Source organism: Sphingomonas sp. DG1-23 (genome assembly GCF_030730875.1).
Taxonomy (GTDB): domain Bacteria; phylum Pseudomonadota; class Alphaproteobacteria; order Sphingomonadales; family Sphingomonadaceae; genus Sphingomonas.
In genome coordinates, this window is the sequence record NZ_JAVAMA010000009.1 from 67,321 (window position 1) to 81,178 (window position 13,858).

Genomic DNA, 13,858 nt, shown 5'->3' on the forward strand with positions numbered 1-13,858 from the left:
ACGCGTCTCCGCACTATCCTTTCGAAGCAGGAAAGGGGCAATGCCGAAGACGCGAAGGGTCGCGCCTCTGCGCACGAGGGCTTGTCAGCAACGGCCGGGTGCCGCATCGATGCAATACAGCTCAAACCGGGGTAGCATCTTGCGCTTTCAACTCTTCGCCGCCGTATCGGCAGCAGCTCTCTCCGCCGCCACCGCCACTGCGGGCGGCCTCGACTCTCCGTCGGTGCAGCAGGCCGCGGCGCCCGCCGCGACGCAGGCGAAGGCGTCCGCGGCGCTCCATGCGCTGTTCGAGGAGAGCGACGAGGCCAGCCTTCGCCGCAATCCGGTCAATGCGCTGTTCCGCGGCGACATGCGCTACGCCGACCAGCTCGGCGACGGCATCAGCGACGCCTATTTCGATGCCGAGCGGGTGGCGGGCGAGAAGGACCTCGCCGCTCTCGGTCGGATCGATCGCGCCGCGCTCTCGACTACCGATCAGCTCGCCTACGACATCTTCAAATGGCAGACCCAGCTCACCCTTCGCGGGCTGAGCCCCGATATCCTGCCGCTGACTGCGGTGCGGCCGATCGATCATTTCACCGGCATCCACACCTTCTACCCCGACCTCGCCTCCGGCCAGAGCGCCGCGCCGTTCAAGACGGTGAAGGACTATGAGAACAGCATCAGCCGACATCATCGCTATGCGTGGATGATCGACGCGGCGATCGGGCGGTTTCGCGAGGGAATGGCATCGGGTGTCGTCCAGCCGAAGCTGGTCGTCCGCAACGTGATCGACCAGCTCGATCTCCAGCTCGCGCAAGGCGTCGAGGGATCCACCATGTATGCGCCGCTCAAGGCGTTTCCCGCCGATATATCGGCCGCCGATCAGGCGCGGCTGCGCGCCGCGACCGTAGCGGCCATCCGCGACGAGATCCGGCCGGCCTATCAGCGCCTGCGCGATTTCCTGTCGAAGGAATATCTGCCGGCCGCGCGCGAGGGCGTCGGCCTCGTCCACATGAAGGGCGGGCCCAAGCTCTATTCCTATTTGATCGAGGAGAATACGACCCTGCCGTTGTCCGCCGATGCGGTGCATCGTCTCGGCCTCAGCGAAGTCGCGCGGATCCATCGCGAGATGGAAGCGGTCAAGACCAAGGTCGGCTTCAAGGGCAGCTTGCCGGAATTCTTCGAGCATCTTCGCACCGGCGCCGAATTCCGGCCGGTGAGCAAGGAGGCGCTGCGCGACGAATATTATGCGATCGGCAAGCGCGTCGATGCCCGGGTCGGCGAGATCTTCTCGATCTTGCCCAAATCGCCGCTCGAGATCCGTCCGGTTCCCGAATATCGCGAGAAGAACGATGCCGGCGGCTCGTACATGCAAGGCGCGCCCGACGGATCGCGGCCGGGCGTCTTCTATTACAACACCTATGATCTCCCCTCGCGATCGACCTGGGGGCAAGAGACGCTCTATCTTCACGAGGGCGCGCCGGGGCATCATTTCCAGATCAGCCTCGCCCAGGAGAATGAAGCGCTTCCCAAATTCATGCGCTTCGACGGCAACACCGCCTATGTCGAGGGCTGGGCACTCTATGCCGAGACTTTGTGGGACGAGCTCGGCATGGAGACCGACCCGTATCAGCGCTTCGGCGGGCTCAACGACGAGATGCTGCGCGCGATGCGTCTGGTCGTCGACACCGGCATCCACGCCAAGGGCTGGACCCGCGACCAGTCGATCAAATACATGCTCGACAACAGCTCGATGGGGAAGACCGACGCGACCAGCGAGGTCGAGCGCTACATCGCGATGCCTGGGCAGGCGCTGGCCTACAAGATCGGCCAGCTCAAGATCCTCGAGCTGCGCGCCAGGGCCGAGAAGGCGCTGGGCGCCAGGTTCGATCTCAAGCAGTTCCACGCACAGGTGCTGATGACCGGCTCGCTGCCGATGAACATCCTCGAGCAGAAGATCGATCGCTGGATCGCGTCCCGGAAACCCTGAGGGTCAACACATCGACATTCAGCCTAGAACTACCTCTCCCGTTGCTAGGGGAGAGGATACCGCAGCTTGGCAGCTTGCTGCCTTAGCGGAGGTTGGGGAGGGGTAGAGCGGAGCGAAGCTCCGCGCGGCTTCTTCGAAGCCGCACCCCCTCACCCAGCTTCGACCAAGGCCTTGCTTCGCAAAACCTAAGTCTGCGCAACCCTCTCCCCCTTGCAGGGGGCGAGGGAAGATCAGGCTGAATGTCGATCTTGCCAAGATCGCACTGCCCGCGTGACCTTTCGGGTCCGGGTCCCTATCTTGGTGTCAATGGCAAGAACCAAGACCAAAGCAGGGCTGCCCACGCGGCAGCAGATCATCGACTTCATCTCGGATTCGGACGTTCCGGCAGGCAAGCGCGAGATCGCGCGCGCCTTCGGACTTTCGGCACAGGAGAAGATCGCGCTCAAGGCGCTGCTCAAGGACATGGCCGATGAGGGGCTGATCGACAGCGCCCCCGGCCGCGCCTTCCACAAGATGGGCGGACTGCCCAAGGTCACGGTGCTGCGGGTGACCGAAGCCGATGGCGACACCGTCTGGGCAGTGCCCGAACGCTGGGAGGCGGACGGCATTCCGGTACCGCGACTGCGCGTTCGCGAGCAGCGCGGCAAGCGCCCGGCGCTCGGCATCGGCGACCGCATCCTCGCGCGCACCGAGGAAGCCGGCAATGGCTGGATCGCGCATCCGATGAAGAAGCTTGCGGGCGGCGAGGAGCAGATGCTCGGCGTGGTCCATGAGGAAGGCGGGCGGCTCTATCTGCAGGGCGTCGAGAAGAAGGAGCGGCACAGCTATCCGATCTCCGAGCGCAACGGCGCCGAGCCGGGCGACCTCGTCCTCGCCAACAAGGCGGGCAAGCCGCCGCGGATCTTCGCGCATGTCGTCCAGCGGCTCGGCGATCCCTTCGCGCCGCGCAGCTTCTCGCTGATCGCGATCCATCGCCACGGCATTCCCAATCTCTTCTCCGACGAACTGCTCGCCGAGGCCGAGCGCGTCTCGAAGCAGGATCTCGGTGCGCGCGAGGATCTGCGGCACCTGCCGATCGTCGCGATCGACCCGGCCGATGCGCGCGACCATGACGATGCGGTGTGGGCGGCGCCCGACGACGATCCGAAGAACGAAGGCGGCTGGAAGGCCGTGGTTGCGATCGCCGACGTGTCTTTCTACGTCCGTCCCGGCTCGCAGCTCGACCGCGAAGCGCGCAAGCGCGGCAATTCGGTCTATTTCCCCGATCGCGTCGTGCCGATGCTGCCCGAAATCCTCTCGGCCGAAGTCTGCTCGCTCAAGGAAGGCGAGGACCGCGCCGCGCTCGCCTGCCATCTGCAGGTCGGCAAGAATGGCGAGCTCAAGAGCTGGCGCTTCACCCGCGCCGTCGTCAGCCTCGCCGCCAATATCGCCTATGACGACGCGCAGACGATCATCGACGGACCCGGCAGCGAACGGGCGCTGCTCGACGACCGCTTCGCGCCGGGCGGCGAGAAGCGCGGCGCGATCGAGCCGGCGCTCCGCCACCTCTGGGAGTGCTGGCGGGCGCTCAACAAGGCGCGCGAGAAGCGCGAGCCGCTCGACCTCGATCTGCCCGAGCGGCGGATCGTGCTCGACGAGATGGGGCGGATCCTGTCGGTCGCGCCGCGCGAGCGACTCGATGCGCACAAATTGATCGAGGATTACATGATCGCGGCCAACGTCGCCGCGGCCAAGGCGCTCGAAGGCAAGAAAGCGCCGGTGATGTACCGCGTCCACGAACCCCCGGCGCGCGAGAAACTGGTCGCGCTCAAGGAGTATCTCAAGACGTACGACATGGAGTTCGCGCTGGGGCAGGTGATCAAACCGGCCACCTTCAACCGCATCCTCGAGCAGGTGGGCGAGGCCGATTTCCGCGACGAAGTGATGCAGCAGGTGCTGCGCAGCCAGACCCAGGCCTATTACGGGCCGCAGAACGCCGGGCATTTCGGGCTGTCGCTGGGCAGCTATGGGCACTTCACCTCGCCGATCCGCCGCTATGCCGATCTGATCGTCCACCGCTCGCTGGTCGAGGCGTACAAGCTCGGGCCGGGCGGGCTCACCTCCGAGGAAGCCGGTTCGATGGAGCGGATCGGCGAAAGCATCTCGACGCTCGAGCGCCGGGCGATGGAGGCCGAGCGCGAGACGATCGACCGTTATGTCGCCGCCTATCTGTCGGCGCATGTCGGCGAGGTGATGGACGCGCGGATCACCGGCGTCCAGAATTTCGGCTTCTTCGCGACGATCGACGGCATCGGCGGCGACGGACTCGTGCCGGTGCGCGATCTCGGCACCGAATATTTCCGCTACGACGAAGCGAGCCAGCGGCTGATCGGCGAGGACACAGGCGAATTCTTCGCGATGGGCCAGCGGATCAGGCTGCGGCTGGCGGAAGCCAACCCGGTTTCGGGCGCCCTGCGTTTCGAGCTTCCCGACGGCAAAGGATCGGCGTCGAGCAGCGGCGAGCGCGAGGAGCGGCGGGCCCCGCGCGGACCGAAGCGCGAGATCAAGCGGCGCGGACGTCCGGCGAACATCCGTCATCAGGGGCGCAAGCGATAGGCCATTGAGCCCCGGCCGCTCCCGTGCCAGCCTGCGCGCCGGCAGGGGGGACATGCCTTGGTCACAGCATCACCGGTTCCGTCGATCATCGCCGCAATGATGTCGCGGGCGCGGCGGCGCATCGCCGATCATTTCCATGTCCACCACGCGATCAGCGCCGAAGACGCCGTCGCCTTCGTGCCGCAGAGCCGGGCCGAGCACAGCCAGTTCGCGCGGATGCGGGCGCGGGGCGTGGTCCGCGAAGCCGAGCCCGGCCGCTACTGGCTCGATACCGCTGCCTGGCGGGCCGAGGCGGAGGCACGTCGCCGCATGCTGGTGCCGATCGTGATCGCGCTCTGCGTGATCGTCGCAGGTCTGATCACGCTCGGCTATCGCGGCTGACCTGGCCTGACAGGGCCTAAATTGACAAAGTTCACGGAAACGCGATTCATCGCGCAACATTCTTTCGTGCGCTGGATCCCATCATCCACGATTTGAAAAGAGCGGCCGGCACGAGCCGGCTGCCCGATCCCAGCATTCGAAATCCTACATTGCAAGCGCGCTATTCGATCGTGAAGGTCAATCCGGCATGCGCCTCGAGCCGCTGCCTGAGCGGCTCGGCCATCAGCGCGCCCGGAGTCCAGATGCCGCCTTCGCCCTGCACGTCGCGGATCAGGCAGAGTGCGCTCTCGGCGATCATCTTGCTGGTCGAGCCATAGCCCGGGTCGCGGTCGCCCTTCACCGATGCGGTGAGGCGCTCGCCCGATTCCATCTCCGCGACGAAGGCCAGGTCGTAGAAGCCGGTCTCGCGCTCTTCCTTGCCGGGTCCTTCGCCGGGGGCCGGGCCCTTGTCCGAATTCATCGGGTTCATCTTGGCGATCGCCTCTGCCGCAGCCTTGCCGATATCGCCGATGCCCGGCGCGACCATCATCTCGTCATAACGGAAGTCCGTGCCATAAGGGTGACCGGCGAGGAAGTTGGTGCGGTGAACGTTCTTGGTGTTGATCACCGCCATCATGAACGGCGCGACCCAGCCGCCCACTGCCTCGTCATATTCGGGCAGCACGCCCTTGGGCTGGCTCGGCCCCTCGAAGCCGGGGGTGAGCGCGAACGGATCGATCAGGGCCTTGAACACCGCGGGATCCCTCGCGGCGGCCATCGCAGTCGCCTTGCCGCTGGCAAAGGTGCCGCCCGAGAAGGTGCCCTTCATCGCGCGGACACGGCCCTTCACGCGCGGCGCGGGCTTGCCGAATTTGGCGATGGCGGCCTGTTGCACGGTCCATACGCCGAGATCGAAGGGGATCGAATCGAAGCCGCACGAGAAGACGATCCGCGCGCCGCTGGCCTTGGCGGCGTCCTGATATTTGCCGATCATGTCGTGCATGAAATTGGGCTCGCCGCACAGATCGACATAGGCGGTGCCGGTCTCGACGCACGCCGCGAGCAGGGGTTCGCCGTAGAGGGTGTAAGGGCCGACGGTGGTGATGACGACCTGCGCGCGGGCGGTCATCGCCTCGAGCGCGGCGGGATCGTCGGCATTGGCGGTGAGCAGCGGGGTATCGGCGGGGGCGCCGATCTCGTCGCGCACTTCCTGCAGCTTGCTCAGCGAACGCCCGGCCATCGCCCATTTCACGTCGGCATAATGAGCCGCGAGATATTCGGCGACGAGGCGGCCGGTGAAGCCGGTGGCGCCATAGACGATGATCTCGAATTCGCGATTCGCCATTTCTCTCTCCCGCACGCCGGCTCCATACCGGCTTTTCTAAAGTCTAGAGCGGGAGAATGCGCAGCGCCAGTCCGGCGTTCAGCCCTGGTTGAATTGCAGCGCGGCGAGCCGGGCATAGAGGCCGTTGGCGCCGACCAGTTCGGCATGGCTGCCGGTCTCGACGATGCGGCCCTCGTCCATGACGATGATCCGGTCGGCGGCGCGGACGGTGGCGAGACGGTGCGCGATGACGAGCGTGGTGCGATTGGCCATCAGCCGCTCGAGCGCGTCCTGGACGAGGCGCTCGCTTTCGGCATCGAGCGCCGAGGTGGCTTCGTCAAGCAGCAGGATCGGCGCGTCGCGGAGCAAGGCGCGGGCGATCGCGATGCGCTGGCGCTGGCCGCCCGAGAGACGCGCGCCGGCTTCGCCGAGGAAGGTGTCGAGCCCTTGCGGCAGCTCGCGGAGGAAGTCGGCTGCATTGGCGGCTTCGGCCGCGGCCCAGATCGCGTCTTCGTGCGCGTCCCACGCGCCGTAGCGCAGATTGTCGCGCGCCGAGGCGCCGAAGATCACCGTGTCCTGCGGGACGATCGCCATGCGGGCGCGGATCTCGGCGGGATCGGCCGCGCGGACATCGACGCCGTCGACGCGGACGCTGCCGGCTTCGGGATCGTAGAAGCGCTGGAGCAGCTGGAACAAGGTCGACTTGCCCGCGCCGGACGGGCCGACCACCGCGACGGTCTCGCCGGGGCGGATCTCGAGCGAGAAATCGGCGAGCGCCGAAATCTCGGGCCGCGTCGGATAGCGGAAGGTGACCTGATCGAAGACGACCGCCCCCTGCGGCGGCTGGGGGAGCGGCACCGGATTGGCCGGCGCGGCGATGTCGGGCTGCTCGCGCAGCAATTCGGCGAGGCGGCTGGCGGCGCCCGAGCCGCGAAGCAATTCGCCATAGACTTCGGTCAGCGCGCCGAACGAGCCGGTGACGAGGCCGGCGGTGATCACGAACGCGGTGATCGATCCGCCCGAGATGCGGCCTTCGGCGACGCCGTACACCGCGTCCCACATGATCAGCGTGATCGCGGTGAACAGCAGCCCGATCACCGCCGCGGTCATCACCGCGCGGAGTGCGAAGCGGCGCTTGGCGGCGGTGAAGCTGCGGGTGACCGCGCCTTCGAAGCGCTCGGCCTCGCGCGTCTCCTGCCCAAAGGCCTGGACGATGCGCATCGCCCCCAGGGTTTCCGAAGCGATCGATCCGATATCGGCGACGCGATCCTGGCTCGACCGCGACAGGCTGCGGACGCGGCCGCCGAGCCAGACGATCGGCAGCACGATCACCGGAATGCCGACGAGCAGATAGGCGGCGATCGCCGGCGCGAGGGTGAACAAATAGATGATCCCGCCCACGCCGGTGAGCAGGTTCCGGAGCGCGGTCGAGACCGTGTTGCCGACGACCATTTCGACGATCGCGGTATCCGAGGTGAGCCGCGAGGCGATCTCCGACGGGCGGTTCTCCTCGAACCATTTGGGCGGCAGCCGGAGCAGGTTGCGATGGACCGCCATGCGGATGTCGGCGACGGTGCGCTCGCCGACCCAGGAGACGAAGAAGAAGCGCACCGCCGTCGCGACCGCGAGCGCGAGGACGACGAGCAGCAGCCCCTGGAAATAGATTCCGATCTTGCTGGTGTCGGCGCCGGCGGCGAAGCCGTTGTCGACGATCTGCTTGAAGGTGCGCGGCACCCAGAGGGTAGCGACCGAGGAGGCGATCAGCGCCAGCGTCGCCACCGCCAGCTGGAGCGGATAGCGGCGCGTGAAGCTCCAGACGACGAGCAAATTGCTGAGCTTGCGCCGAGGCTGGGGAGCGGGCGCAGGTGCGGGATCGGCCATGGCGCGCGGACTAGCGTGAATGCGGGGGGAGGGGAATTCCCATTCTCCTTCTCCCCTTGCGGGCGGGTCAGGCCGGTCATGCCCCGGCATGACCTGAACAGCGCGGGGCGCTGTTTACCTGATGCGGGAGGGAGCCGATGAAATCGGCGGAAGGGTGAGGGGACGTGCGTCTTGACCAACGTCCCCCTCATCCTTCCCACGCCTACGACGTGGCCCCTTTCCTTCTCCCGCAAGGGGAGGAGGAGTTGAAATCGGAACCGCTTCCATATTTGGAACATTTGGTATGACAACGTTGCACCGCAGCACGGGGCACTCTATTAGTAAGATAAGTCGCCGCCGTTCCAACGGGTGACGGTGGAAGGAATTGCATGCTCTACGACGCGTACGAGATTCAGCGCTCGCTTCTTGCGGGGGCCAGCGCCTGGGCCAATTTCTCCGCGGGGCTGCTCAACAATCCGGCCAATCCCTTCGCCTATTTCGGCGGGGGCCCGGTGCTCGCCTCGGCGCTCGAGGTGTTCGCCCATGCCTCGGCGCCACGCGGCAAGCCCGATTTCGGGCTCGACTTCACCACGATCGCGGGCAAGCGGGTCGAGGTGCGCGAGGAGATCGTGCTGCGGAAGCCGTTCGGGCAATTGAAGCGCTTCGTGCGCAGCGGCGTCGAAGGCGGCCCCAAATTGCTGATCGTTGCGCCGATGTCGGGCCATTATGCCACTTTGCTGCGCGGCACGGTCGAGCGGATGCTCCCGGTCGCCGACGTCTACATCACCGACTGGCGCGACGCGAAGCTGGTGCCGGTGAGCGAGGGCCGCTTCGATCTCGACGATTATATCGATTATCTGGTCGCGTTCCTCGCGCATATCGGCGCCGAGGGCGACCCGCGCGCGCACATGCTGGCGGTGTGCCAGCCCTCGGTTCCGGCCTATGCCGCCGCCGCGCTGATGAGCGCGGACAAGCACCCCAATCGGCCGAGGACGCTCACCATGATGGGCGGGCCGATCGACACCCGCGAGGCGCCGACCGCGGTCAACACGCTGGCGACCGAGCGGCCGCACAGCTGGTTCGCGCAGAACGTGATCGCGACGATCCCGGCGACCTACCCGGGCGCGGGGCGGCGGGTCTATCCCGGCTTCCTGCAGCTGGCGGGCTTCATGACGATGAATCTCGGCAGCCACATGGTCAGCCATTGGGAGATGTTCAAACATCTCGTCCAGGGCGACGGCGAAAGCGCCGATTCGACGATGCGATTCTACGAGGAATATCGCAGCGTCTGCGACATGACCGCCGAATTCTATCTCCAGACGATCGACGTGGTGTTCCAGAGCCATGCGCTGCCCAAAGGCGAGATGCTGCACCGCGGGCGCCGGGTCGATCCGTCGGCGATCACCGACATCGCGATCCTCGCGATCGAAGGCGAGCGCGACGACATCTCCGGGCTGGGCCAGACCAAGGCAGCGCTGACCATCGCCGACAAATTGCCGGCGAAGCTCAAGCAATATCACATGGCGCCCGAAGTCGGCCATTACGGCATCTTCAACGGATCGAAGTGGCGCAACCGGATCGCGCCGGTGCTCGAGCAGTGGATTGCCGCGCATAGCGGCTGAATCGGCTAATCTGTCACCCCGGCCTTGTGCCGGGGTCCATGAGGCGGCTTGGCGAAAGCGTGGAGCCTCCAGCCTTTCCGTCGCGGCACGGTGGATCCCGGCACAAGGCCGGGATGACCGGAATGTTGCTTTACCTAATCATACGCCGTCACCAGCATGCTCCACGCGAGCAGCGCCAGCAGCCCCCAGATCGTCGCCACGATCAGCACGCCGCCCCAGCTGACCGGGCGGCGCGTGGCGATCTCGGCTTTGGCGCGATGTTCGGCGAATTGCTCGGGGGCGATCATCTTCTCGAACAGCCAGATGCCGATCGGAATCAGGATCGCGTCGTCGAGCAGCCCGAGCACCGGAATGAAATCGGGGATCAGGTCGATCGGCGACAGCGCATAGGCCGCGACCAGCAGGCCGAACAGCTTCGCGTAGAGCGGTGTGCGCGGGTCGCGCACCGCGAGGTACACGGCGTGCGCTTCGGTGCGGATGCGGTGCGCGAGCGAGGGCCCCATGGCTCAGGACTTCGCGCGCCGCGCCCCTTCGGTCAATTCCGGATTAGCCCTCAGCCGTAGTGCCCACAACCGCGTGGCTGCCTTCCTCGCCGCCCTTGATCGTGCCGCCGAACAGCATCTTGAGCTTGCCCGACACCGACATGTCGGTCTCCCACAATTCGGCGCTGTCGATGTCGAAGCGCAGCAAGGCGAGGTTGGGATCGTCCTTGCCGCCGGGAAACCATGCCTCGACATGGCTGTTCCACAATTTGTCGATCATCGCGAAATCATTGTCGATCTTCGCAGTCCCGTCGAAGCAGGCGAAATAATCGTGCCCCTTCGAGACGAAATGCGCCATCGCGCGCCCGCCCGGGGCAAGACGATTGTCCTTGCCGATGAAGAAGAACAGGGTGTCGACCTGATCCTCGTCGAGCTGGGCGGTGAGCGGGATGTGGTGTTCGGGACTGTCGATCAGCCCGATCATCACGAACGGGCTGTCCGCCAGCTTCTTCCACAGGTCTTTCTTGAGTTCGGCGGTATCGGCCATGGCAGGTCTCCCGGATTGCGTTCGGGAGAGTAACGGCGCGGCGGTTCAGGCGTTCCCCAGCGCCGCGGCGGCGCCGAGCAGTTCGAGGTCGGTCCGGTTGACCAATGCGACCGGCACTTCGGAGAGCTGGCGGCGGAACGCGGCCTTGCCTTCCATCCGGCGGCGGAAGCCGGGATCGATCAGTTGCGGGTGGAGCGCGCGGGCGATCGCGCCGGTGAGAAACACCCCGTCCCACGCGCCATAGGCCAGCGCGAGATCGCCGGCGAACGCGCCGAGATGCTCGACGAACATGCGGACGACCGCGGTGCTCACCGGATCGCGGCCGACATTGCGGGTGACGTCCTCGGGCTTTTCGAGCTTCTTGCCGCCCGACAGCGCCTCATAGGCGAGCAGCAGCCCTGGCGCGCTGAGCAGGGTTTCGACGTCGAATTGATGGCCTTTGGACGTGCAATATTCTGCGAACTTGCGCTCGTCGGGCGTGCTGGCGGCGAGCGACATATGCCCCGCTTCGGTCTGCAGCGCGCCGAGCTTGCCGTTCGTGGTGACCAAAGCGGCGACGCCGAGCCCGGTGCCGGTACCGACCACGACGTAATTGCCGCCCGCCTCGACCAGCCGCGGCGGCGGCCCCTGCAACGGCGTGTAGGCGGAGATCGGCAGCATGGTGAGCGCGAGCGCGTTGGCGGCGCATTCGTTGAGCGCGCGGGGACGGACGCGCAGCACCGCCTCGACCCCCGAGAGCGAGATGTACCAGCGGCTGCCGGTCAGGTTGATCAGGTCGCCGCGCACCGCGCCGGCGACGGCGAGCACGCTCGGCAGCCGTGCCTCCTGCATGCCCACACCGCCCAGATAGGAGACGAGCGCGCTGGTGAAGGTGGGATGCTCGGCGGTCATGAACTTGCGCACGTCGCGCGGCATCAGCCCGGCGTCCCCGCCGGTCAGCCCAAATCGAACCGACTGGCGGCCGATATCGGCCACCAATGCCACGTCACCTGCCATTGCGGCCCCTCCTTCACGGCCTCCTTTCCCGGAGGCTCGGCGCTGGTATCGCTAACAGTTGTTACAGAAACAACAACGACTTCGATGGCAGCGTTGTCAAAGGCTAATCAGGGCAGCTTTGTTATGCAAGCGGCTCGGCCCGGGAAGGATTGTTGCGCGCAAAGCGCGCATACAGGCCTGTGTGAATTTTCGATTATGCTGGTCGATCGACGCCTGTCGGTCGCTAGCGATGCAGCGCGCCGTCGTCGCGGAGATAGCGGTCGAGAAATTCGTCGAAGCTTTCGGCGACATAATGATCGTTGCCTGTGATCAACGCGATCCTGCCCCGGTTTGCCGTATCCGAGCAGTCGATGGCCCAGGCATAACACCAGATCAGGAAGTCGGCGAAGACGAGGAGCTTGTCGCTGTCGAGCGCCGAAACCGTGTCCCAATCGGCGCACTCCTCCCGCAGCGATTTGATGTCCGCCAACGGAAACCAGCGAGTGCCTTCGGCGTCCCATTCATTGCCGTGCGGCATTGCCGCAAGCAGATAGCGGCGAAAGTCCTCGGGAAGCCGGACCGAATAGCGTTGTTCGAGCGCACGGATCTCGCGTTCCGGAGGGTCGGGTGTAGGGTCCCGATCCCACCAGAACAGCAAGCGTTCGAGCGGAGACAACCCCGCGGCCGCGAGCGCATCTGCCCGGCGCTCTTCCTGCGCCCGCACCCGGGCCCGAATCGCGCGGCGCTGCCGCCAGCCGGCCGCCCATCTCGACAGCCAGCCGGCGACAGAAGGGATCACAGGACCTCGAAAAGCCCCGCCGCGCCCATGCCGCCGCCGATGCACATCGTCACCACGACATATTTCGCGCCGCGGCGCTTGCCTTCGATCAGCGCATGGCCGGTCATCCGCGCACCCGACATGCCGTAGGGATGGCCGATCGAGATCGCGCCGCCATTGACGTTGAGCAATTCGCCCGGGATGCCGAGCTTGTCCTGGCAATAGAGCACCTGGACCGCAAAGGCCTCGTTGAGCTCCCACAGCCCGATATCGTCCATCTTGAGATTGTAGCGCTCGAGCAATTTGGGGATCGCATAGACCGGGCCGATGCCCATCTCGTCGGGCTTGGTGCCCGCCACCGCCATGCCGACATAGCGGCCGAGCGGCGTCAGGCCGCGCTTCGAGGCGAGCGATTCTTCCATCAACACCGAAGCCGAGCTGCCGTCCGAAAGCTGGCTGGCATTGCCGGCAGTGACGGTGCCGTTGGGGAGAACGGGATTGAGGCCTTTCAGCCCCTCGATCGTGGTGTCGGCGCGGTTGCCTTCGTCCTTCGCGAGCGTGACCTCCTTCTGGGTGACTTCTTTGGTCTCCTTGTTGACCACGTTCATCGTCGCGGTGACCGGGACGATCTCGTCGTCGAACTTGCCCGCGGCCTGCGCGGCCGCAGTGCGCTGCTGCGACTGGAGGGCATATTCGTCGCAACGATCGCGGCCGATGCCGTAGCGCGCGGCGACGACCTCGGCGGTCTGCAGCATCGGCATGTAGATGTCGTTGTGCATCGCGAGCAATTCGCGGTCGGGCTCGACCCGCATCGCCGGAGTCTGGACGAGGCTGATCGATTCGACGCCGCCACCGATCGCGATGTCCATATTGTCGGTGATGATCTCCTTGGCGGCGGTGGCGATCGCCATCAGCCCCGAGGCGCATTGCCGGTCGACCGACATGCCGGCGACCGAGACGGGCAGGCCCGCGCGGAGCAGCGCGGTGCGGGCGATGTTGCCGGCCTGGCTGCCCTGCTGGAGCGCGGCGCCGAACACCACGTCCTGGACCTCGGCGGGATCGATCCCGGCGCGCTCGACCGCGGCCTTGATCGAATGGCTGCCGAGGGTGGGGGCGGGGAGCGCGTTGAACGCGCCGCGATAGGCGCGGCCGATCGGGGTGCGGGCGGTGGAGACGATGACTGCGGAGCGAGACATGGGTTCTTCTCTCTTCTGCTCCCCTCCCTGCAAGGGAGGGGCTGGGGGTGGGTGCCGACGCGCAAGCGTCGGCCTGGTTACGGCGGAGTGGGCTCGCCTTCGGCTCGCACCCACCCCCGGCCCCTCCTTTGCAGGGAGGGGAGATTC

The 13,858-nt window shown here is 66.2% G+C and carries 11 protein-coding genes; 4 read left to right on the plus strand and 7 right to left on the minus strand.

All coding sequences use genetic code 11. The features are described from left to right. The first annotated feature begins 139 nt into the window (after window positions 1–139). The 3 genes from Q9Q95_RS14980 to Q9Q95_RS14990 all read left to right on the plus strand — a co-directional run bounded on the left by Q9Q95_RS14980 (window position 140) and on the right by Q9Q95_RS14990 (window position 4,948). The gene (locus tag Q9Q95_RS14980) at window positions 140–1,972 is read left to right on the plus strand and encodes a DUF885 family protein (protein ID WP_371876781.1); all 1,833 of its coding nucleotides are present in this window, start codon (window positions 140–142) and stop codon (window positions 1,970–1,972) included. A gap of 306 nt (window positions 1,973–2,278) precedes the next feature. Then, window positions 2,279–4,567: a ribonuclease R gene (gene rnr / locus Q9Q95_RS14985; RefSeq protein ID WP_306097943.1), complete on the plus strand. Its 2,289-nt coding sequence runs from the start codon at window positions 2,279–2,281 to the stop codon at window positions 4,565–4,567. Window positions 4,568–4,624: 57 nt separating this feature from the next. Then, on the plus strand, window positions 4,625–4,948 hold the full coding sequence (locus tag Q9Q95_RS14990; protein WP_306097944.1) for a hypothetical protein: 324 nt from the start codon (window positions 4,625–4,627) through the stop codon (window positions 4,946–4,948). Window positions 4,949–5,108: 160 nt separating this feature from the next. Here Q9Q95_RS14990 and Q9Q95_RS14995 read toward each other — a convergent pair whose 3' ends face one another. Both Q9Q95_RS14995 and Q9Q95_RS15000 read right to left on the minus strand, forming a co-directional pair. After that, window positions 5,109–6,272, minus strand: coding sequence for a trans-acting enoyl reductase family protein (locus Q9Q95_RS14995; protein ID WP_306097945.1), 1,164 nt, complete (start codon window positions 6,270–6,272; stop codon window positions 5,109–5,111). A 78-nt stretch (window positions 6,273–6,350) separates the two neighbouring features. Further along, window positions 6,351–8,132: an ABC transporter transmembrane domain-containing protein gene (locus Q9Q95_RS15000; RefSeq protein ID WP_306097946.1), complete on the minus strand. Its 1,782-nt coding sequence runs from the start codon at window positions 8,130–8,132 to the stop codon at window positions 6,351–6,353. A gap of 368 nt (window positions 8,133–8,500) precedes the next feature. Here Q9Q95_RS15000 and Q9Q95_RS15005 point away from each other — a divergent pair, with 368 nt between their 5' ends. Next, complete coding sequence (locus tag Q9Q95_RS15005) at window positions 8,501–9,733, plus strand: polyhydroxyalkanoate depolymerase (RefSeq protein WP_306097947.1); 1,233 nt, start codon at window positions 8,501–8,503, stop codon at window positions 9,731–9,733. Between the two features lie 134 nt (window positions 9,734–9,867). Here the strand turns inward: Q9Q95_RS15005 and Q9Q95_RS15010 are convergent, their stop codons facing one another. From Q9Q95_RS15010 to Q9Q95_RS15030, 5 genes are all read right to left on the minus strand, one after another. After that, window positions 9,868–10,236 carry a YkvA family protein gene (locus Q9Q95_RS15010; protein WP_306097948.1) on the minus strand — a complete coding sequence of 123 codons (369 nt, stop codon included), beginning with the start codon at window positions 10,234–10,236 and terminating at the stop codon, window positions 9,868–9,870. A 43-nt stretch (window positions 10,237–10,279) separates the two neighbouring features. Beyond that, window positions 10,280–10,762 (minus strand): pyridoxamine 5'-phosphate oxidase family protein, encoded by a 483-nt coding sequence (locus tag Q9Q95_RS15015; RefSeq protein ID WP_306097949.1) that lies wholly within the window; start codon window positions 10,760–10,762, stop codon window positions 10,280–10,282. Between the two features lie 45 nt (window positions 10,763–10,807). Next, window positions 10,808–11,758, minus strand: coding sequence for an ROK family protein (locus Q9Q95_RS15020; RefSeq protein ID WP_306097950.1), 951 nt, complete (start codon window positions 11,756–11,758; stop codon window positions 10,808–10,810). Window positions 11,759–11,981: 223 nt separating this feature from the next. Then, window positions 11,982–12,536, minus strand: coding sequence for an SMI1/KNR4 family protein (locus Q9Q95_RS15025; RefSeq protein WP_306097951.1), 555 nt, complete (start codon window positions 12,534–12,536; stop codon window positions 11,982–11,984). Further along, the gene (locus Q9Q95_RS15030; protein ID WP_306097952.1) at window positions 12,533–13,711 is read right to left on the minus strand and encodes an acetyl-CoA C-acyltransferase; all 1,179 of its coding nucleotides are present in this window, start codon (window positions 13,709–13,711) and stop codon (window positions 12,533–12,535) included. Before Q9Q95_RS15030 ends, Q9Q95_RS15025 begins: the two co-directional genes overlap by 4 nt. Window positions 13,712–13,858 lie beyond the last annotated feature (147 nt).